The following is a 19,776-nucleotide window of genomic DNA, read 5'->3' on the forward strand; positions in this document are numbered from 1 at the left end:
AAAATAATCGTGAAAAGATCTTAGAGTTAGAAAGATCTACTGGGGCTCTCTAAGTATATCTAAAAGTAAAAAGGCTGTACAATCATTTGAAATTTTTTGTACAAATCTAATGATTGAGCCGATTTCTTGATGTATATACAACGCTTCGATACGATGAATGTGAAAGAAGACTTTACATAAAAGGAGAAAACAAAATGGAACGAATTCGACTAATAGCAACAGATATGGATGGAACATTACTAAACAGTGAGCGAAAAATCTCAGAAGGGAATATTGAAGCGATTAAGTATGCACAGTCTAAAGGAGTCGAGGTGGTTGTGGCTACAGGTAGAGATTTTACAGAAGCCATTGAACCGTTGAAGGAAGCAGGTATTCGCCTCCCCCTTATTTGTGTAAATGGTGCTGAAAGGAGAAATGCGAACGGTGACATTGAATCCAAAACGCCATTAACGTACGATCTCTACTCAAAAATGAAAGCCATTTTAAAAGAGGAAGAGGTTTATTACGAATTGTATACAGAGAAAGGGTCTTATACGGAAAATCCGAAAAAAGGGATCGATATCGTTGTAAACATTATGATGAGCACAGGGGAATTCGAATCGTACGATGAGGTAATGAAGCTCGCTGAAGAACGATTCCAAGAAGGAGCAATTAATCTCGTTTCCGATTATGAAGAGATACTAAAGGACAATGTTGAAATCTATAAGCTTCTTGCCTTTTCGGAAAACGACGAAAGCCGAATGCGAGCCAAGGAAAAGCTTGAAGACTTGGGTGAGGTAACAGTGAGTGCTTCAGCATCGGAAAACTTGGAGATTACACACCTCGATGCAACAAAAGGAGAAGCGTTAAAAAGCTTGGCAGAAACGTTGAAGGTTCCACTAGAAGAAACAATGGCACTAGGGGATAACTTGAATGACATTTCCATGTTGGAAGTCGTCGGTACTCCTGTAGCTATGGCGAACGGAGTTAGGGAAGTAAAAGACATCAGTTCGTTTACAACAGATGAGAATACTGCTGATGGTGTAGCTAAGGCCATATATAAGGTTCTTGGTAAAGAGTAGAAGTGTCTTGAAGATCTGCGCTCTTGGGTGGGTTTGTGGTGGTTATAGAGCTAAGCCGTTAATTGTAGTGGCCACCCGTCAATCGCATAAACCAAGAGGTGAATGCTCAGTTTAAAGCCGTTAAAAATGGTTTCTAAGCCGCCGATCACCCAGCAAAAGCATCAAAAGTAATTCTATCCATAAGAGGATTGAGTTACATGCAAAAAAACGTAAAACAGCCAATGGAATGGCGATCATTCCATTGGCTGTTTGATATTATGCTGCTTCTACTTTTGATGAACTCTTTTCATTTTTTAAAACACGGACATCTTTTAAATGATAAGCGCCGAGAAAGGCACCTACGAGGACGTATCCAAGGGCAAAGTCTGTAGCTGCTCCTATTCCTATCCCCGGAGCGTGCATAAATCCGAAGAAACTAAGGGCTGCTGCAACGGTAGAAAAGTAGGCGCCCCGCTTGAAATCGTTATCGATAATACAAACGGTGATGGCTCCAAGGAGGATACCAGTAAACATCGCTCCTTCACCAAGAGGGACAATGCCTGATGACAGGTCATTCAAAACAGCCCCTGCATCATTGTTAAAACGAGTCATTAAATAGTTTGCAAAATACGGGAGCATGGCTATCGCCACAGCAGGATAGTATTTCTGTTCATTTTTCCCAAATGCTGTAGAAACCATTGAAATTCCTACAAAAACTAGGATAGGTGCTACAACAGCAACAGGAATGATTGCGGAAAGCGCTGCGATGATTCCAAAAGAAGCAGCCAAGAAAAACACAGCAGCGTTTAGGATACTGTACCCCCTGCCGGCATTCATCCATTTAGCACCGACTGTGGCAATGTAAACCGTAGTTGGAAAGAGTCCGCCAAACAAAGCCCCGAGCATTGTTCCAACGCCATCTACAGCCTGACACTCGGAAACGTTGTAATTGTCTCCTTCTGCTTTCATCGCTTCTACATTGTTCATTGTTTCAATCGCGTTGTAAATCGTAATTGGAAGAATGACAGCAAGAAGGGCAATCATGCTGCCGAATAAGAAGCCAAATCCTTCAAAAGCAGCTAACGTAGGGAAAATGGGATAAAACCCTAGGTGAGAGGCACCTTCTCGAACCGCACCCCATTCAGCGTAGCCAAGAGTAAAAGCAAGTCCTGTTCCAATTACAATGGCAAACAAAGAAGCAGGAATCTTAAATGGTAAACTCACTTTTCCGACAATGCCCAATAAAATGACTGCGAGGACAAACAAGCCGACTACAGGCATCTCAAGAGTGTTAAACAACATTTCTCCAGCGATAAATGTAAGGGCAACGCCGGCCAATGCACCAAGCATCGCGGCTCTTGGGAGTGTGCGCTGAAGCCATTTCCCCGTAAAACTTGCGAGCAACTCGATAAGCCCGCTTAAAAAACAGGCTGCTAATGCAATTTTCCATGCCAATTCTGGATCTCCTGTAATTGCGTTTGCAGGAAGTAAAACGCCGAATAAGAACACAAACATGACAGGCGTGCTAATTCCGTAAGAGAGGGCCGTTACATTTGTTCGACCTTCCTTTTGTGCAAGGCGATTTGCCATGTATGCGTAATACAGGTTTCCGAAAATAACGGCCACCGCAGCACCAGGAATGACTTTACCGAACACAAGAGAAGCGGGGAAACCCATGCCGAGCATCGTGACGGAAATGATGACAAAATTGGCAAGGTTATTTTGAAACAAGGCGAAAAAAGCATCGATATCTTCTCTTTTAAACCAAGGGTAGTGTACCGACTGTTGAGCCATGTTATTGCACCTCCGACAAAATGTCATCTACGAATGTGACAGCATGGTTCGATAATGATTCAATGCGGGCAAGAGACTCTACGCGAAGCCCTGCTCCTGTGAGGAGTGTGCGTCCTGGTTGGAAGGACTTTTCGATTACGATGCCTATACCGGCGATAGAGGCACCTGCATCTTGACATATGGAAGCAAGCCCTAATGCTGCTTGACCATTAGCGAGAAAGTCATCAATGATCAAGACGCGATCTTCTTTGTTTAATTTGTCACTAGTCACACTGATCGCTTGATGAGTCTCCTTTGTAAAGGAGTAAACGTTAGCTGTATACACTTCAGCGTTCATCGTAAGTGATTTTTGTTTTCTAGCGAAAACTAAAGGACACTTTAAGTAAAGGGCTGCCATCAAAGACGGAGCGATCCCGGAGGATTCAATAGTAAGTATTTTTGTGATGTTGTCTTGACTGAAACGAGCAGCGAATTCCTTTCCGATTTCATCCATTAGTACGGGATCGATTCCGTGGTTTAAAAACGCGTCTACTTTCAAGACGCCGTCGGAAAGTACGACACCTTTGGTTTTGATTGCTTGTTTTAATTGCTCCATTCTATTTTCCTCCTAAACAATAATAAAGCCCGGTGACCTTTACTTGTAGATACAAGTGAAAGGCGCACCGGGCAGGAGCGTAAAACAGCTTAAAATGGACACATACATCCCAAGAAAAGAGGGTAAAGTAAGGTAGTCCATTATTAACCATTGCCTTTTCACTCGTAGTCAAACAATTTACGGTTGTTTGGTAGAAACTTGTGAGCCATATTCTCACCGTTATACGAGTATTTTTAAAACGAATGCCCTGATTATAACACAGGTTTTTAAAGAAAACAGCTGAATATCCGAACTTTTTTAAATGGATAATTATGTTTGTTCGTGTTTTGCGGAAGTATAGTGTTTGGACGTATCTATGTACGGGTAAAAAATGTTTTACAAACCCACCATTTATCGTTTAAACTATATCATTGCGTGGAACATGTACATACAAATGAAAAAACATGAAAGAAAGGTGATTAATATGTTAAAGAAATTATTTGGTCTTGATAAGAAGGAAGAGAAAAAGCCGGAAGTTCAAATGCCTGAAGCGGACGGGAAAGATGTTGTCGTATCTCCGATTACAGGAAAAGCTGTGGCATTGTCTGAAGTACCGGACCCAACATTTGCTGAAAAGATGATGGGAGACGGCCTTGCAATTCAACCGAGTGAAGGAACGGTTGTGTCCCCTGTGCACGGTGAGATCGTACAATTATTCCCTACAAAGCATGCTATAGGACTTCGCACCGTTAATGGTGTTGAAATCTTGATCCACATTGGTATCGAAACAGTCAACATGCAAGGAGAAGGCTTTGAAGCATTCGTGAAAGAAGGGGACAAGGTTGCAGCTGGTGACAAATTAATTACGTTTGATATGGACCTTGTTAACGAAAAAGCTGAAAGTACCATTACACCAATCATTATCACTAACGGCGATGTTGTTAGCGAATTACAAAAAGAGGAAGGCATCGACGTAACGAAAGGCGAAACAACGATCTTTACGATTACAACAAAATAAAGCAACAAAAAAACACCCATCCAAGGGTGTTTTTTTGTTGGAGAGAAGTAAGATTCTTTACCTAAAGCTAGGATAAACATAAGGACTTTCCGGTTCATCCACTTCGTTCAATATAGCATCTGTAATGACAGGAAGGCGGTATCCGTTATATTCACTTGCTTCAATTGTTCCATAGGCGTGAATCCAGGTGTCTTCTTCAATGTCTTTAGCTTCGTCTGATTGAATGAGTGTCCCATACACACCAGCGTCGGCGGTACAGCATGTCATTGAAAAACGAGCAGCAACTAATTCGTGATCTTCAAAATCGGGTTCTCGATATGCAAATCCTACAATTTCAATATCTTTACCGATGAATTGGTCCAAGTGAACATCCATTACAGTCATGATATCAAGGTAATTATCCTCAGTAACCGTAATCACATCCTGGTGCTCAAGCTTGTTAGCCAACTCCTTATAATATTGATCGAACCCTTCTTGGTCGTAAAAGTCTTCGATCGTGTAGTGCTCTTCAAGATCCTCTGTGTCAGCCCCTTCACCATTTTCTAATTGTTCCATATAACCTTCCGGGTCATCCAGGTACGCTTCTGCACGATTGGATTTGGTTTCTGTTTCAGCTGCAGAAGCGGATTGCGTTACAGAGGGAGCATTACCGCTACCATAAGTGATCCCTCTGTTTTGGGCAGCAGAGCTATCGAGGCTTCGATCAGGTAAAACAAAGCCTAATAGAACAGGCAAAATAAACACACTGTAAATAGCCAATTTTACCAACGGTGGGCCAGGGATTTGATGGTCATGTCCGCACGAACAAGAAGGACCGTGTTCATGGTTGGCTTCTTTTTTTGTACTTCTAAAAATTTGGACTGTCCCTAAAATGAAGAAAGTAACTAATCCGAAGTATACAAAAGGCATCATTTTAGGTGCAATATAATAAATAATGTTGCCACTGATTGTTAACCACAACATTAAAAGGGCAAAGCCGATTAAAATAATACCCTGTATAAAGGCATGAAAAGACGAATCGTAGTGTTTCAAGTGCATAACCTCCTTTATGAATGAAAAGCTTTACAGTTTAAAACCATTGGTACCAGTTTGGTAAAACAAACTGGTTGAGCAAGATAATAGCTGTAAATACCACAATGGTTACGATAATCATAAATGCAATAACGAATTTTGCTCTAAAGTATGCGAAAAGCATGAACGTATTCTTTAAGTCTAGCATCGGACCGTACACGAGGAATCCGATCAAGGAAGCGGTCGTAAAGTTTTGGCCAAACGAAGCGGCTACGAAAGCATCTGCTTCTGAACATAATGATAATAAGTAAGCAAAGCCCATCATGACCAGTACAGAAGAGTATTCTCCTGAGCCGATTGTTTGCAGTACTTGTCGATCGAGGAACGTTTGGAACAATGCAGCAATCAAAGCACCGAGAATTAAGTATTTTCCCATTAAGAAAAATTCGTCTACCGCATGATAAACCGTTTCTTTAACACGATTTAAAATACCTGGTTTTTTTGAATGTGTCTGATGATGATGGTGCTCATGAATGTCTTGTTGTTTAGCTCGAAGTTGATAACTGTTTTTGAAAATGAAGTATAACGCGCCCCCAATAATAATGGAGAGAATGAAAGCCAACCCCATTCGCGATAAAAGAACCGGGTGGGTCCAGTCAGAACCGAATGCGAAGAACGTCGACATAAAGACAATCGGGTTCAAGATTGGAGCTGCCACTAGGAATACGACTCCGACGTGTAAAGGCATTCCTTTTTTTACGAGCCTTGCCACAACCGGAACGATGGCACATTCACATAATGGAAAGATGGCCCCAAGAATTGCTGCAGGAAATAAAGCGCCAAGGGCATTTTTAGGTAAATAACGTTTAATGGTTTCTTCAGATACATAGATTTGAATAAGGGCGGATACGAATACACCGAGGAGAATAAATGGAATCGCCTCTAAAACAATGCTAAGGAAGATCGTATTAACATTTACCCAAGCACTAGGTAAATCTTGTATGTATTGTGTGTTGCTTAGTTGATCACTAAAAAGAAAGAGGAATAAAAATAAAAGCAAAAGCCCCATTCCGATTAAGTCTTTCCCCCATGATCTAGCTTGTTTTGGGTTCATAGTCGACTCTCCTGTCCTATTATATGACTCGTTTTATTAATAATGAAAATAGTAGTAAAATAGACACTAAAAGTTATTCTATCAAAGCCTATTATAAAGGTAAATGGGGCGAATTAAATGTAATAGATATGAAACAAAGCGAGGGTGACGGATGAGGTTTACATTCTTCCTCACTCGCCACCCTCACTATATGATTCATTTTTATTCTACATCCATCACAGTTCCCGGATCTAAAAGGAAGAAGACTAGTGCCGCTACAACGAAACAATAGACCGCAAAGTAAACCAGTTTGCTTCGTTTGATAAATTCGATCAACCATACGATCCCGATCCATGAAAAGATAAACGTGATCACAAAGGATACGATAAGTGGAACTACACCAATTTGATTAATAAATCCTGATGAAAGATCGTCAAGAGCAAGAACACTGGAGCCGAGAATGACTGGTATTGCCAATAAGAAGGAGTAACGCACCGCTGTTTCGCGTTTTAATCCAAGCAGTAAAGAAACGACTAACGTTGATCCTGATCTGGATATACCTGGAATGACAGCAAGGGTTTGTCCGAGACCGACAATAAAGGAATCGAGAAACGTCATATCTTTCTCAGTGCGATCCCCGTATTTATGAAAACGTTCGATAAAGATTAGTGCAAAGCCTGTTACAGTAAGAGCTCCTGCAATAAAGGCAGGTGTTTTAATAGAATCGGCCACGAAGTCAGAGAGAATATATCCAAGCCCGCCTGTAATAATGGTTGCAACGATAATATAAAGACCAAAGAAAAAGGAGACTTTATTTTCTTCGGAACGGTTACTCAAATAGCCGATAAAACCTGTTATAACATTCCATAGATCTTTTCTAAAGAAAAGAATAACAGCGAGCACAGAAGCAATGTGCAAGTAGATCTCAAATGCCAGCCCCGGGAACGTGTATCCAAACACTAGTTGGGTAATGACAATGTGGGCAGTGCTGGAAACCGGTAGAAATTCAGTAATCCCTTGAACAATACCAAAAATAATAGCTTCAATAATAGACATACAAGACTTCCCTCCATGATTATATAAACACTGTTTTCTATTCTAGCAGAAACTTGTAGTTTTGCTTATGTTTTTTATGTGAAAGAACGATTTAAGTTTATGTACGAAGAAATCGGAACATGTCTATTTAAAAAATGACCTGAATTTAGCAATAAAAAGAATCTTTGAATATTGTGTGAAACAGGGAATGAATATTTCGTTATTAACTTTTTCAGGATATACTATAGAAAGTGAAAGAAAAGGGGGTATAGCAATGAAAAAAAAGCATCTTTCAAGCATGTTGATTTTAACAGCTGCGATGCTCGTTGCTGCCTATGTTGTATATGAGCACCGTTCAGACAGAGCGGGCTATGATCCTTTGGATGAATATTTAGAAACAGAAGGAATAGATGTCATTGAACGTGGTGAGGTCTCGGACCTGGATTCGAATGAGTTTGAGAGGGTTAACGAGACAGGTGTAAAGCCGGGCATGCTATTAAAGGATGTCTCATTACCTACGTGGGAAGATGATGAACGTGAGATAAGCGTTGCTGATTTTAGAGGAGAATACGTTGTATTGAACATATGGGCATCTTGGTGCAGGTATTGCAGAAAAGAAATGCCCGATTTCGTTCAATTCCAAGAAGATTATGGTGATGAGGGTGTTCAAGTAGTTGGAATCAATCGTACCTTCCAAGAAGGAAGCGAAGAGAATGTTGACAGGTTCATTGAAGAGTTTAATATTAACTTTCCGACTTTAATGGAATATTCCGATCAATTAAGCTTGGATTATCAAGTCATTGCACTTCCATTAACGTATATCCTTGATCCTGATGGACGAATCATTACTAGAACGCAAGGGTATATGGATTACGACATGCTCGAAGAATTTCTTGAAGAAGCAAAGTATCTTTATGAAGAAAGCGATGATACAGCTTGACTTCGTAACTTAAAAGAGGTTGGGGCAGAGTGTTTTAATAACACTCTGTCCCAACCTCTTATTTATTCTCTATGCTTGTCGTATTGACTTTCCTTAGTAATCGTTTGAAGGAACTCAATCGTATCAGGCGATAGGTTATTCACTTGTGTGGCGAGTATATTCCCCTCAACCTGTGCTACCTCAGAAGCCCCAGGCACAGTACAAGCAACTGTTTGTGAACCTAATACATAGCGCAGTGCTAATTCATTTAAATTCATATGTTCTTCTTTTGCTACTTTTTCCAGCTTTTTTATCGTTTGTGTAAGTTCATCTCTATTATAATTGAGATAACCTTCATCAGACAATTTTCGTTCATAGTCGTGCGCTAGTAACCCCTTGGCAACTGGACCTCGGGCGATCACTGATATTGTATGGTCATTTAACAATGAAAACAGCTCTTCTGGTCGCCTATCTAATAGGCTGTATTGCATCATTACGCTAACGATATTACTACGTGTAGCGTATTCTTTAATCACGTTTGGCCGAATAGAGGAAATGCCATAGTAGCGAATGGTACCTTCTTTTACAAGGTCCTCGAATGCTTCGATGGTTTCATCAATTGGGTCATCTATAGTTCCTCCATGTAACTGATATAAATCCAAGTAGTCAGTTTGAAGCCGCTTCAAGCTGTCCTTAACGGCATTTTTAAGGTGCTCTTTTGAAGGGTTCCATCTCCAACCATCAATGCCAGTTCCCCACTCGTTTCCTCCTTTAGAAGCAAGAATCACGTCTTGGCGCTTTCCTTTTAAAGCTTTTCCAACCGACTCTTCATTGGCACCGAATTCATAAAGATCAGCCGTATCAAAATAATTTACGCCTCGATCGATGGCTTCGTGAATGATCTTTTCATTTTCTAGTTGATTATTTGAAAGAGACATGCAACCAAACCCGATCTCTGTTGCATGTAAATCAGACGAACCAATTCTGTTTTTTTTCAATGCTATTCCTCCTTAAAGTAGGGATCATGTATAGAATACCACAGGTCTTTTAAGCTAAAACATTGCCCTGTGGTAGGGTATGAAGATCTTAAAGTTTGAATACGTTTGTGGTAAGGGGAGGGAACGACATGCTATGTACAAAAAACGTAACAGTGACGAAGATCATAAATGAAACAAACGATATACAGACACTTACTGTTGATGGTGGTTGTGGGTCAGCCGTTTTGTATAAAGCGTACTTTCCTCGAGTGGAGCCGGGGGATAAGGTGAAGATTAATGTAACGGCTACTCAGCTTAACCTTGGCACAGGTGGGTTTGATTTTGTAATGAATGTGGAGGATCGTAAAAGTCATTCCATTGGAGAGCAGAAGGGGCACATTATTAAAGGTCGATACTTGCCGATTCAACATAGCATGCTAACCGTTGAATCACCTGAACAACATCTGGAAGCTCCTTATTTTAACCAAAAATTAAATCTAAATGGCAAACCGATTTTGCTATGTGAATTACATAGCATGCTCCCTGTTCTTTGGGGCCTGTTTGAGGAAAATGATAAAGAAGGTAACCTAATTGCCATTATTGACGATTCAGCTGCACTTGCTCTCCCTGTAAGCAACCATTTACAATCTTTAAAAACAAATAGCCGAATGGCAACAATATCGATAGGGCAAGCATTTGGTGGTGATTTTGAGGCAATTAATCTTGTAACTGCCCTACAATTTGTAATGAATATCGATCCAAAAGCAACCGTTGTTGTCACTGTAGGGCCAGGAGGGGTAGGCACAGCAACTCGCTATGGATTCAGTGCAATAAGAATGGCAGAGTGGGCAAACATAATCGGAAAAGGAAACGGAAATCCCATATGGACACCAAGGTTATCTGAAGCAGATAAAAGAGAGCGTCACCTTGGCTTGTCTCATCATACAATGACCGCCCTCACTGAGTTTACGTACGCAAAGAGTGTTTTGACTCTTCCGGTTGGAGAACAAGCAGATCGGTATTTGATGGAGTCGGTGAAAAAGCTCGAACAGTTTTCACACGTTGAAGTTATTAAAGTGTGTGAGAACCTTATTAAAGAGTGGGTAGAACGGTCTTTATCAAATACTGGCCCGATTCACTCCATGGGCAGATCCTTCCAAGAAGATCCGTTATACTTTAGCGGTGTGGGAACGGCACTATATTATTTGTTTGAGTATGAGAAGAAGCGGGCTTTCCGTTAGAGATCCATTGCTCTACCGTATCGTGTTGTGAAGCGAGCTTTTTTAAGTAAGCTTTTACTTGCCACACTTTTCCTGCTACAACAAACCCGTTATCTTTCAAGTATACGTGCATCGTTTATCTCTCCTTTTTTTGCCATGCTTTGTTTGGTATGCTTAACATTATGAAATGTTCTTGAAAAAGAGAACCGGTAAAAGAGAAGGAGTGTTACCTTTGACAGATCATTTAGAAGAAAAAACAATAAATAAAAAAGAGATCTATAAAGGCAGAATTATTGATCTTAGTGTTCATAATGTAGCTTTGCCAAATGGAAAAGAGAGTAAACGGGAGATTATCAATCATCCTGGAGCAGTAGCAGTCCTCGCTGTAACTAAAGAAAACAAGATTGTTCTCGTAAACCAATATCGGAAGGCACTAGAAAAGACGATAGCGGAAATACCAGCGGGTAAGCTGGAAACAGGCGAGGACCCTAGTCTTTGTGCTATTAGAGAATTGGAAGAAGAAACAGGATATCGTGCTCACTCCGTTAAAAAGATTGCTTCGTTTTATACTTCCCCAGGATTTGCCGATGAAATCGTTTATTTATTCGAAGCAGAGCATTTAAGTGAAGGAAAAGTTCAGACCGATGAAGATGAATTCGTTGAGTTGATTGAAGTAACAGTAGAAGAAGCTTTAGATATGATTAAATCAGAAGCGATCCACGACGCAAAAACGATCCTTGCTATTCAGCACTATCTTTTGAATCGGTAGATCAACTTCTAGAAAGCCGGTCATACCCTAGAGGATGAACCACTACTTTAGAGCAGATCGTCACTTTCTTCGCCCCTATAAACATGTCATAGATTATCAAGTAGATTCATAGAGTAAGATTGAGTGAATCTTGATTGACTGTAAAGGGGCGAATAAACATGAACCGGATGAATCGCGGTTTGAAATGGGCAATCATGAACCACATTGAAGAAAACCGTTCCATTTACGTATTCTCTATCGTTCTTCTTATGATGGGGGTTATCTTTGGGGCGATTATTGTGAATAGTTTAAGCATCAGTCAGAAAACTGACCTGTACACATACTTGACGCAATTTTTCGGACAAGTTGAAAAAGGTGAAATGGCCTCTTCTGAAGATGCATTTATCCAAACGTTGGCTCATTACAGCAAATATTTAGGATTAATGTGGTTTTTAGGACTGTCAGTGATTGGATTACCAATCATCTTGATTCTGCTCTTTTTAAAAGGATTAGTCATCGGTTTTACAGTCGGTTTCCTTGTGAGCCAAATGGGGTTTGATGGATTTGTTCTTGCTTTTGCAGCGATTTTTCCTCAAAATATGATTTTGGTTCCCGTTTTTATTATCGTGGCTACGGTTTCTATTTCTTTTTCTTTGAAAATATGCAGACAGATTATCCGAAAAGGGTATGAGCCGATCTTTCAACACTTTACGGCATATTCACTTTTTCTACTCATCACAGGTGCAGTTATTACCGTCATGTCAGGGTATGAAGCTTACGTATCACCAATCCTGTTACGATCGGTAGTACAGTGGTTACCATAATTGTATTAATTACTTTATAATAATAATTATTGTTTTGTGTTTGGAACAATTCTTATTTGACACCTTTTTTTGCCCAAGAGTATAATAGAGTTGGAAATGGCAGTTTAAAGGGGCGTTAAATATGGAGCAACGTATTGAACGAATTAAAAAGCAATTGCACTCCCAAAGCTATAAGCTGACACCGCAACGGGAAGCAACCGTTAGGGTTCTGCTTGAACACGAAGAGGATCACCTCAGTGCGGAGAATGTATACCTGCTTGTAAAGGAAAAGTCCCCTGAAATTGGTCTGGCTACGGTGTATCGAACATTGGAATTACTGACTGAATTAAAAGTGGTGGACAAAATAAACTTTGGCGATGGTGTATCAAGGTATGACCTTAGAAAAGAAGGGGCAACCCACTTTCATCACCATCTTGTATGCATTGACTGTGGATCTGTTGATGAGATCCAAGAGGACCTCCTCGGGGATGTGGAGAAAATAGTTGAACGCAGATGGAATTTCTTGATCAAGGATCACCGGTTGACATTTCACGGCATTTGTCATCGGTGCACGAATAATAAAGGAAATCAGGAAAACGAGTAAATGTTGAAGCAATGTGCTTGTTGCTCTTCCGATAGGGGAAGTTTAACTGGCCGTTGCTTTCTTCTTTTTGGACTTGAATAAGAGAAACAATAGAATACACTAAAACAGGGACCACTCCCTAAAGAAGAACGTGAAAAAGCACATAAAAAGACGTCTTCTTGTCTAATACATAGTTAATTCAATATAACCCGTATAAAAAGCTGTCCATACGGCATATTCTTTTAGTAGACAAATAGGCCGGAACATCTGCCTTTAGCAGATGCTAAAATTCGGACAGAGGGTGTGTTGGTATGGCTTTTTTACGTTCATTATACGAAACGATGCTTGTGTTCGTTCTTTTTATGGGATGCACACTTGTTTTTTACTATGGTATCATGTGGGTGAGTGATGAGTATGACCGTTATCATCGCTACGATGAGCCTAGTGGAAGGGCTGTTAAAGTCATTGGGCAAGTTCAGGAAGAATCCGTCTACCAAGAAGCACTTGAGCGGTTAAGGCTCTTTTATCTCAATGGAGAATAAAAGAAGAGGGGGGAACGCTTTGGACAAGGCACTAAAAGAATATCTTCACTACCTCTTAGTAGAAAAAGGACTTTCTTCAAATACGCTTGAGGCATATAAACGAGACATAACGAATTATATACAATACTTAAAAAACGTCGAGCAAATTCAAGATGTTGAAAAGGTTCATAGAACGAATATCGTATCTTTTCTTTTCTATTTAAAAGAAAAAGGAAAAGCGGCGACAACCGTTTCACGCCAATTATCGTCATTGCGATCCTTTCATCAATTTATGCTACGTGAAGGCCTTTCAACTCATGATCCAAGTACACTTATTGACTTACCGAAAGCAGAAAAGCGCCTCCCTAAGGTGCTAAATATGGGTGAAGTGGAGGCTTTGTTAGATTCACCTGATTCTACGTCACCATTAGGACTGAGAAACAAAGCCATGTTGGAAATGCTATACGCAACAGGCCTTCGAGTGACAGAGTTATGTTCCATGACACTTTCGGACTTGCATCTACAAATGGGCTTTGTACGTTGTATCGGTAAGGGAAATAAAGAGAGAATCATCCCCCTTGGAAAGACAGCTTCAAATGTCCTTGAGATGTATTTACGTAAAAGCAGACCTAAGCTGCTAAAAACGCAAAGACATGATGTGTTATTTATTAACCATCATGGAAGACAGATGTCAAGACAAGGGTTTTGGAAAGTGTTAAAAAGCTTGGCTAAAGATGCGAAAATCGAGAAAGAGTTAACCCCCCATACACTCAGGCATTCGTTTGCTACTCACTTACTTGAAAATGGGGCAGATCTTAGAGCTGTGCAGGAAATGCTTGGTCACGCAGATATATCGACGACCCAGATTTATACACATGTTAGTAAAACGAGATTAAGAGATGTATATGCAAACTATCACCCTCGAGCATAAAAGATCTTGAGGGAATGGTTTGTTCATTTGAGACGTCTGACTTCTGACCTGCCTTTTTTGTTACTATAGTTTATACTTGTAATGGGTAAAGTACATAAAGGTATTCTGAAACAGATAGAGGAGGAATTAGGAAATGGAAAGTAAGCGCTTCAAACGTATTTTTGTTATTGTTATGGATTCAGTAGGCATTGGTGAAGCACCCGATGCAGCAAAATTTAATGATGAAGGATCTAACACCCTCGGTCATATTGCTGAAAAAATGAACGGGCTTAAAATGCCTAACATGGCTGAACTCGGATTATCTAATATTAGAGAAGTTGAAGGAATTGAAAAGGCATCCAAGCCAAAGGCCCATTTCGGATTAATGGAGGAGGCATCAAACGGGAAAGACACGATGACAGGTCACTGGGAGATTATGGGGTTGCGTATTGATCAACCATTCCGCACGTTTCCTGACGGATTTCCTGATGAGCTAATTCAGGAACTTGAAGATAAGACCGGGCGTAAAATTGTCGGCAATAAACCGGCTTCAGGTACGGAAATCCTTGATGAATTAGGTGAACATCACCTAAATACGGGGGATCTTATTGTTTACACGTCTGCAGATTCCGTATTACAAATCGCAGCACACGAAGAGATTGTGCCGATTGAGGAGCTTTATCGGATTTGCAAAATTGCTCGTGAACTAACGCTTGATGAGAAATATATGGTTGGAAGAATCATTGCCAGACCATTCCTTGGGTCTAAAGGACAATGGGAACGTACATCCAATCGTCACGACTACGCATTAAAACCTTTCGGTAGAACGGTAATGAATGAGTTGAAAGATGATGGGTATGACTCCATTGCCATTGGTAAGATCTCGGACATTTATGATGGTGAAGGGATTACTGAATCCTTAAGAACGACTTCCAATATGGATGGAATGGACAAGCTCGTTCAAACGACCAAAATGGATTTTAGGGGTATCAGCTTTTTGAATTTGGTGGACTTTGATGCGAAATTCGGCCATAGACGAGATCCAATCGGATACGGAAAAGCGTTGGAAGAGTACGACGAGCGCTTACCTGAGGTGCTCGCAGAACTAAAGGATGACGATTTATTAATCATCACTGCAGATCATGGAAACGACCCTTGCCACCCTGGTACGGATCATACTAGAGAGTATGTACCGCTTCTTTGTTACAACAAAACGTTTGCAGAAGGAAAGAGACTAGAAGACAGGAAGACATTTGCAGACGTAGGAGCTACGATTGCAGATAATTTCCAAGTTAAGATGCCGGAGCATGGTATTAGCTTTCTTAAGGATCTGAAGTAAAACTGATTGAGGATAAAGGGGCGCTTTTTTGATCAACCCCAATCAAAAAACAAGGGTATACCCCTTATTCAGGAAACGTAATTTTACGTGAAGTACCGTGTCCTTATGTTATGCGTATCGGATGGGGTGAAGTGTAGCTTTATAAACTGACGCGAGTGGCTACTCATGAAAAACAATATAAATCAAACAAGAGAGGGATCATCATTATGACAGCACTTACTGAAGCTAAACAATTTATTGAAAGCAAACTCAATTCAACACCTCAAATCGGCCTCATTTTAGGTTCAGGATTAGGGGTTCTTGCAGATGAAATTGAACAAGCAGTAACCATACCTTATAGTGACATTCCTGGTTTCCCAACCTCGACTGTTGCTGGTCACAAAGGCCAGCTGGTAATTGGAACATTGAATGGAAAAAGTGTCGTCGCTATGCAAGGCCGTTTTCATTATTATGAAGGCTATGACATGAGCCTTGTGACGCTACCAGTGCGTGTAATGAAAGCGATCGGTGTAACAGATTTAATCGTTACAAATGCAGCAGGAGGGGTAAATGAATCCTTTGAGCCGGGGGATCTAATGTTAATTGAAGACCATATTAACAACTTTGGGACGAATCCATTGATTGGACCGAATGAAGAGGAAATGGGTCCACGATTCCCGGATATGAGCGAAGCGTACACGAAATCCCACTTCGAATTGGCTAAACGTACAGCGAATGAGCTTGGAATTAATGTACAATCCGGTGTGTATGTAGGTAATACAGGACCATGCTACGAAACACCTGCAGAAGTTCGTATGCTTCGAACGCTAGGTGGGGACGCAGTAGGTATGAGTACAGTACCTGAAGTGATTGTCGCAAGGCACTGTGGATTGAAAGTACTCGGTATTTCCTGTATCTCCAATATGGCTGCAGGTATCCTTGACCAACCACTTCACCATGATGAAGTGATCGAAACGACAGAAAAAGTAAAAGCGAACTTCTTATCACTTGTTAAAGAAATCGCAGGAAAAATGTAGCTCTTCAAATAAAGGCACTGAAAAAGGTTAAACTTTACCTTTTTCAATGCCTTAGTATCTTAAGGATGGTGTCTTAGTTATGAGAATGGTTGATTTAATAGAAAAGAAACGAAACGGTGACGTTCTTTCCAAAGAAGAAATCGAGTTTATTATTGACGGGTATACAAAAGACGAGATTCCTGATTATCAAATGAGTGCATGGTCGATGGCTGTCTATTTCCAAGGCATGACGGATGAAGAGAGCGCGTATTTAACAAATGCGATTGTTCATTCAGGTGACACCATTGACTTATCACCGATTGAAGGTGTTAAAGTCGACAAACATAGTACTGGAGGGGTGGGAGACACAACAACTCTTGTGTTAGCTCCTCTTGTAGCTAGTGTTGGTGTACCTGTGGCTAAAATGAGTGGTCGTGGTCTGGGACACACAGGCGGAACGATTGATAAACTCGAAGCCATTCCAGGGTTTAGTGTAGAAATTACAAACGATACGTTTATTGACTTGGTGAATCGAAATAAAGTTGCTGTGATTGGGCAGACGGCTGATCTGACACCTGCGGATAAGAAGCTATACTCTCTTCGTGATGTTACGGCCACAGTAAACTCGATCCCGCTCATTGCTAGCTCCATTATGAGTAAAAAACTTGCATCTGGTGCAGACGCGATCGTATTAGATGTAAAAACAGGGTCTGGAGCCTTTATGAAAGACCTTGACGATGCGAAAGAGTTGGCTAGAACGATGGTTAAAATCGGGAATGACTTGGGACGTAAAACGTCTGCTGTCATCTCGGATATGAGTCAGCCGCTGGGCAAGGCAATCGGAAATGCTTTGGAAGTAGAAGAAGCGATTCTGACATTAAGAGGAGAGGGGCCAAGTGATTTAACAGACCTTTGCATAACATTGGGAAGTCACATGGTAGTCTTGTCAGGAAAAGCAGATAATCACGAAAAAGCGAAAGAGATGTTGCAACAAGCCATTAATGATGGTTCGGCATTGGAGCACTTCAAACTTTTTGCTAAATCTCAAAACGGTGATCCTGATGTGATTGCAAATCCTGAAAACCTTCCGAAAGCGTCATTTACATTTGATGTAAAAGCCAAACAGTCCGGTTTTGTATCCAACATCATTGCCGATAAAATTGGGACTGCAGCTATGATTTTAGGTGCTGGACGGGCAACGAAATCGTCTGAAATTGATCTCGCCGTAGGATTGATCCTTAACAAGAAAGTCGGGGACCAAGTTGAAGAGGGTGAAACGTTGGTAACAATTCACTCAAATCAAGAAGATGTTAAAGAATGCATGGATCGCATTTATGAATCCTATGACATCAGCAATAATAAAGTAGCAGCCCCATCACTTGTTTATGATGTGATCAAGTAAGAGAATGCTAACAGTCGTTCTACTATAAAAAAAGAGAGGCTGGGACATAAGTGTGTTTATGATTGGAAATCCTAACAAAGGTATGCGGTGGAACTATGCCGCTCTGCTAGCGAATTGTTCGGATTCTACTTTAAACACTTACTATATGTCTCAGCCTTTCTTTATGTTGTTTAGCGTTTATGAATCACTTAGTAAACCCTCTAGCTCCAGCTCCATCAAAAAACCTATCTTAACCTTCGCCATTCATTATCTTTCCACATTCTTTCTATCCAAATATCAATCTCTAGGAGGCCATGTTCGTTCTTAAGTGGCACTCTTAAAATCCAATGACACTCCTTCTTAGCTTCGTGTTTACGAAACGAAAAAACCACCACATTTCCAATAACGAAAATCACCCATCATTCTCCTATAAAAAGAGCATGGTATAAACAAGAATAACCGGGGCAAAATGGTAAAGAAATGTGGTGTTTCTTTGTGCAGAACTAGGAGCGCCCTGATACATAATGGAGGGATAATATAATGAAGCCATACTCAAAGCTTTTACTAGTGTTTTCTGTTTTGATGATTCTCGCGATGACAATTTATACTCCTGTACATGCACAAGAAAGCGGAGCAAAGCTTGCGGAAGATGCGAGCTCTGCTATTTTAATTGAACGAGACACAGGAGAGATCATGTTTGAAAAAAATAGCAATGAACAGCTGCCACCGGCATCAATGACGAAAATTATGACTATGCTCCTCATCATGGAAGCAGTTGATAATGGAAAAATCACATTGGATGAGAAAGTGCGTACCAGCGAGCGAGCAGCCTCCATGGGGGGTTCTCAAATCTTTCTTGAGCCTGGTGAAGAGATGACTGTTGATGAAATGCTAAAAGGGATTGCCATTGCCTCTGGGAATGACGCTTCTGTAGCTATGGCTGAACATTTAGCTGGAACGGAAGATGAATTTGTGAACATGATGAATGCCAAAGCAAAAGAATTGGGCCTTAAAGATACAAACTTCTTAAACTCAAACGGATTACCAGAAGCAAACCATTATACGACTGCCCACGATATGGCGATGATGGCAAGAGAACTTCTTAAGTACGAGAATATTACGGATTATACAAGCCTGTATGAAGACTACTTGAGAGCGGATAGTGATAAAAAGTTTTGGCTAGTAAATACAAACAAACTCGTTAAATTCTATCCTGGTGTTGATGGGTTGAAAACAGGATTTACAAGAGAAGCGAAATACTGCCTAACAGCTACAGCCAATAAAAAAGATATGCGTGTGATTGCAGTGGTGATGGGAGCCTCTACACCTAAAGAACGTAACCGGCAAATTACTGAAATGCTCGATTATGCATACAGCCAGTACCAAGTCCATAAGCAGTATGACAGAGGTACTGTGATTGACCAAGTGAAAGTAAACAAGGGATCGAAGAGCAAAGTGGATGCTGCGACAGCTGAAAATGTATCCATGCTTACTAAGAAAGGCCAATCTCTAGATGGAGCGACAGAAGAAGTGTCATGGAATAAAGATGTAAAAGCCCCGTTAAAAGAAGGGGACACAGTCGGGAAACTTACGGTTAAGTTGGATGGTAAGACCTTGTCTGAAGTATCCCTCGTTTTGACGGAAGATGTGGACGAAGCATCTTTGTGGCAGTTCATTAAGAGAACATCGTCTATTCTAGTCGGGAAAAAATAGTCACCTTTGGTCGTTCGGTTATTTACTTTGACGAAACTACACTAGTTTTGTATCGGTGAAGGATAACGAGTGATCTAAGGCGAAATTCCCTTTACGTGTATT

At 40.7% G+C, this 19,776-nt stretch carries 20 protein-coding genes and 1 riboswitch; of the genes, 13 read left to right on the forward strand and 7 right to left on the reverse strand.

The window, feature by feature from the left end; translation table 11 throughout:
- Positions 1 to 194: 194 nt before the first annotated feature.
- Positions 195 to 1,061: a Cof-type HAD-IIB family hydrolase gene (locus G476_RS0106515; protein ID WP_035186189.1), complete on the forward strand. Its 867-nt coding sequence runs from the start codon at positions 195 to 197 to the stop codon at positions 1,059 to 1,061.
- Positions 1,062 to 1,316: 255 nt separating this feature from the next.
- On the opposite strand, the gene G476_RS0106520 is transcribed toward G476_RS0106515, so the two are convergent.
- Both G476_RS0106520 and G476_RS0106525 read right to left on the reverse strand, forming a co-directional pair.
- Complete coding sequence (locus G476_RS0106520) at positions 1,317 to 2,834, reverse strand: NCS2 family permease (protein ID WP_026689385.1); 1,518 nt, start codon at positions 2,832 to 2,834, stop codon at positions 1,317 to 1,319.
- 1 nt (position 2,835) lies between these two features.
- The gene (locus G476_RS0106525; RefSeq protein ID WP_026689386.1) at positions 2,836 to 3,429 is read right to left on the reverse strand and encodes a xanthine phosphoribosyltransferase; all 594 of its coding nucleotides are present in this window, start codon (positions 3,427 to 3,429) and stop codon (positions 2,836 to 2,838) included.
- 145 nt (positions 3,430 to 3,574) lie between these two features.
- A riboswitch (purine riboswitch) is annotated at positions 3,575 to 3,676 on the reverse strand.
- A gap of 216 nt (positions 3,677 to 3,892) precedes the next feature.
- Between G476_RS0106525 and G476_RS0106530 the strand changes: the two genes are divergently transcribed.
- Positions 3,893 to 4,426 carry a PTS sugar transporter subunit IIA gene (locus G476_RS0106530; RefSeq protein WP_026689387.1) on the forward strand — a complete coding sequence of 178 codons (534 nt, stop codon included), beginning with the start codon at positions 3,893 to 3,895 and terminating at the stop codon, positions 4,424 to 4,426.
- Between the two features lie 57 nt (positions 4,427 to 4,483).
- Here G476_RS0106530 and G476_RS0106535 read toward each other — a convergent pair whose 3' ends face one another.
- From G476_RS0106535 to G476_RS0106545, 3 genes are all read right to left on the reverse strand, one after another.
- Positions 4,484 to 5,464, reverse strand: coding sequence for a TIGR03943 family putative permease subunit (locus G476_RS0106535; protein WP_026689388.1), 981 nt, complete (start codon positions 5,462 to 5,464; stop codon positions 4,484 to 4,486).
- 31 nt (positions 5,465 to 5,495) lie between these two features.
- Positions 5,496 to 6,551 carry a permease gene (locus G476_RS0106540; RefSeq protein WP_026689389.1) on the reverse strand — a complete coding sequence of 352 codons (1,056 nt, stop codon included), beginning with the start codon at positions 6,549 to 6,551 and terminating at the stop codon, positions 5,496 to 5,498.
- Positions 6,552 to 6,752: 201 nt separating this feature from the next.
- Positions 6,753 to 7,586, reverse strand: coding sequence for an undecaprenyl-diphosphate phosphatase (locus tag G476_RS0106545; protein ID WP_026689390.1), 834 nt, complete (start codon positions 7,584 to 7,586; stop codon positions 6,753 to 6,755).
- Positions 7,587 to 7,839: 253 nt separating this feature from the next.
- Here G476_RS0106545 and G476_RS22825 point away from each other — a divergent pair, with 253 nt between their 5' ends.
- Positions 7,840 to 8,505, forward strand: a complete 666-nt coding sequence (locus G476_RS22825; RefSeq protein ID WP_051314685.1) for a TlpA disulfide reductase family protein — start codon at positions 7,840 to 7,842, stop codon at positions 8,503 to 8,505.
- Between the two features lie 62 nt (positions 8,506 to 8,567).
- On the opposite strand, the gene G476_RS0106555 is transcribed toward G476_RS22825, so the two are convergent.
- On the reverse strand, positions 8,568 to 9,482 hold the full coding sequence (locus G476_RS0106555) for an aldo/keto reductase (protein WP_026689391.1): 915 nt from the start codon (positions 9,480 to 9,482) through the stop codon (positions 8,568 to 8,570).
- A gap of 128 nt (positions 9,483 to 9,610) precedes the next feature.
- Here G476_RS0106555 and G476_RS21400 point away from each other — a divergent pair, with 128 nt between their 5' ends.
- Positions 9,611 to 10,702 (forward strand): DUF3866 family protein, encoded by a 1,092-nt coding sequence (locus G476_RS21400; protein ID WP_035186192.1) that lies wholly within the window; start codon positions 9,611 to 9,613, stop codon positions 10,700 to 10,702.
- On the opposite strand, the gene mciZ is transcribed toward G476_RS21400, so the two are convergent.
- Positions 10,638 to 10,814: a Z-ring formation inhibitor MciZ gene (gene mciZ / locus G476_RS24170; protein ID WP_084405645.1), complete on the reverse strand. Its 177-nt coding sequence runs from the start codon at positions 10,812 to 10,814 to the stop codon at positions 10,638 to 10,640. The genes G476_RS21400 and mciZ overlap by 65 nt on opposite strands.
- Positions 10,815 to 10,913: 99 nt before the next feature.
- Between mciZ and G476_RS0106565 the strand changes: the two genes are divergently transcribed.
- From G476_RS0106565 to G476_RS0106610, 9 genes are all read left to right on the forward strand, one after another.
- A complete protein-coding gene (locus G476_RS0106565) occupies positions 10,914 to 11,450 on the forward strand; it encodes an NUDIX hydrolase (protein WP_026689392.1) in 537 nt (178 codons plus the stop codon).
- A 167-nt stretch (positions 11,451 to 11,617) separates the two neighbouring features.
- Positions 11,618 to 12,253, forward strand: coding sequence for a stage II sporulation protein M (spoIIM, locus tag G476_RS0106570; RefSeq protein ID WP_425387226.1), 636 nt, complete (start codon positions 11,618 to 11,620; stop codon positions 12,251 to 12,253).
- A gap of 121 nt (positions 12,254 to 12,374) precedes the next feature.
- Positions 12,375 to 12,836 (forward strand): ferric iron uptake transcriptional regulator, encoded by a 462-nt coding sequence (gene fur, locus G476_RS0106575; protein ID WP_026689394.1) that lies wholly within the window; start codon positions 12,375 to 12,377, stop codon positions 12,834 to 12,836.
- Positions 12,837 to 13,126: 290 nt separating this feature from the next.
- Positions 13,127 to 13,357, forward strand: coding sequence for a YqzK family protein (locus G476_RS0106580; RefSeq protein WP_026689395.1), 231 nt, complete (start codon positions 13,127 to 13,129; stop codon positions 13,355 to 13,357).
- Between the two features lie 19 nt (positions 13,358 to 13,376).
- Positions 13,377 to 14,267, forward strand: a complete 891-nt coding sequence (xerD, locus tag G476_RS0106585) for a site-specific tyrosine recombinase XerD (protein ID WP_026689396.1) — start codon at positions 13,377 to 13,379, stop codon at positions 14,265 to 14,267.
- A 133-nt stretch (positions 14,268 to 14,400) separates the two neighbouring features.
- Positions 14,401 to 15,585 (forward strand): phosphopentomutase, encoded by a 1,185-nt coding sequence (gene deoB, locus G476_RS0106590; RefSeq protein ID WP_026689397.1) that lies wholly within the window; start codon positions 14,401 to 14,403, stop codon positions 15,583 to 15,585.
- Positions 15,586 to 15,791: 206 nt separating this feature from the next.
- On the forward strand, positions 15,792 to 16,601 hold the full coding sequence (locus G476_RS0106595) for a purine-nucleoside phosphorylase (protein WP_035186196.1): 810 nt from the start codon (positions 15,792 to 15,794) through the stop codon (positions 16,599 to 16,601).
- 79 nt (positions 16,602 to 16,680) lie between these two features.
- Positions 16,681 to 17,982 carry a pyrimidine-nucleoside phosphorylase gene (locus tag G476_RS0106600; RefSeq protein ID WP_026689399.1) on the forward strand — a complete coding sequence of 434 codons (1,302 nt, stop codon included), beginning with the start codon at positions 16,681 to 16,683 and terminating at the stop codon, positions 17,980 to 17,982.
- Between the two features lie 519 nt (positions 17,983 to 18,501).
- The gene (locus G476_RS0106610; protein WP_026689400.1) at positions 18,502 to 19,674 is read left to right on the forward strand and encodes a D-alanyl-D-alanine carboxypeptidase family protein; all 1,173 of its coding nucleotides are present in this window, start codon (positions 18,502 to 18,504) and stop codon (positions 19,672 to 19,674) included.
- Positions 19,675 to 19,776: the final 102 nt, after the last annotated feature.

Origin of the sequence: Alteribacter aurantiacus DSM 18675, assembly GCF_000429705.1 — a bacterium.
GTDB lineage: Bacteria > Bacillota > Bacilli > Bacillales > Salisediminibacteriaceae > Alteribacter > Alteribacter aurantiacus.

Coding starts and splice junctions, on each gene's coding strand:
- G476_RS0106515 (WP_035186189.1), top strand. CDS start 195: ATGGAACGAATTCGACTAATAGCAACAGATATGGATGGAACATTACTA.
- G476_RS0106520 (WP_026689385.1), bottom strand. CDS start 2,834: ATGGCTCAACAGTCGGTACACTACCCTTGGTTTAAAAGAGAAGATATC.
- G476_RS0106525 (WP_026689386.1), bottom strand. CDS start 3,429: ATGGAGCAATTAAAACAAGCAATCAAAACCAAAGGTGTCGTACTTTCC.
- G476_RS0106530 (WP_026689387.1), top strand. CDS start 3,893: ATGTTAAAGAAATTATTTGGTCTTGATAAGAAGGAAGAGAAAAAGCCG.
- G476_RS0106535 (WP_026689388.1), bottom strand. CDS start 5,464: ATGCACTTGAAACACTACGATTCGTCTTTTCATGCCTTTATACAGGGT.
- G476_RS0106540 (WP_026689389.1), bottom strand. CDS start 6,551: ATGAACCCAAAACAAGCTAGATCATGGGGGAAAGACTTAATCGGAATG.
- G476_RS0106545 (WP_026689390.1), bottom strand. CDS start 7,586: ATGTCTATTATTGAAGCTATTATTTTTGGTATTGTTCAAGGGATTACT.
- G476_RS22825 (WP_051314685.1), top strand. CDS start 7,840: ATGAAAAAAAAGCATCTTTCAAGCATGTTGATTTTAACAGCTGCGATG.
- G476_RS21400 (WP_035186192.1), top strand. CDS start 9,611: ATGCTATGTACAAAAAACGTAACAGTGACGAAGATCATAAATGAAACA.
- mciZ (WP_084405645.1), bottom strand. CDS start 10,814: ATGCACGTATACTTGAAAGATAACGGGTTTGTTGTAGCAGGAAAAGTG.
- spoIIM (WP_425387226.1), top strand. CDS start 11,618: ATGAATCGCGGTTTGAAATGGGCAATCATGAACCACATTGAAGAAAAC.
- fur (WP_026689394.1), top strand. CDS start 12,375: ATGGAGCAACGTATTGAACGAATTAAAAAGCAATTGCACTCCCAAAGC.
- G476_RS0106580 (WP_026689395.1), top strand. CDS start 13,127: ATGGCTTTTTTACGTTCATTATACGAAACGATGCTTGTGTTCGTTCTT.
- deoB (WP_026689397.1), top strand. CDS start 14,401: ATGGAAAGTAAGCGCTTCAAACGTATTTTTGTTATTGTTATGGATTCA.
- G476_RS0106595 (WP_035186196.1), top strand. CDS start 15,792: ATGACAGCACTTACTGAAGCTAAACAATTTATTGAAAGCAAACTCAAT.
- G476_RS0106600 (WP_026689399.1), top strand. CDS start 16,681: ATGAGAATGGTTGATTTAATAGAAAAGAAACGAAACGGTGACGTTCTT.
- G476_RS0106610 (WP_026689400.1), top strand. CDS start 18,502: ATGAAGCCATACTCAAAGCTTTTACTAGTGTTTTCTGTTTTGATGATT.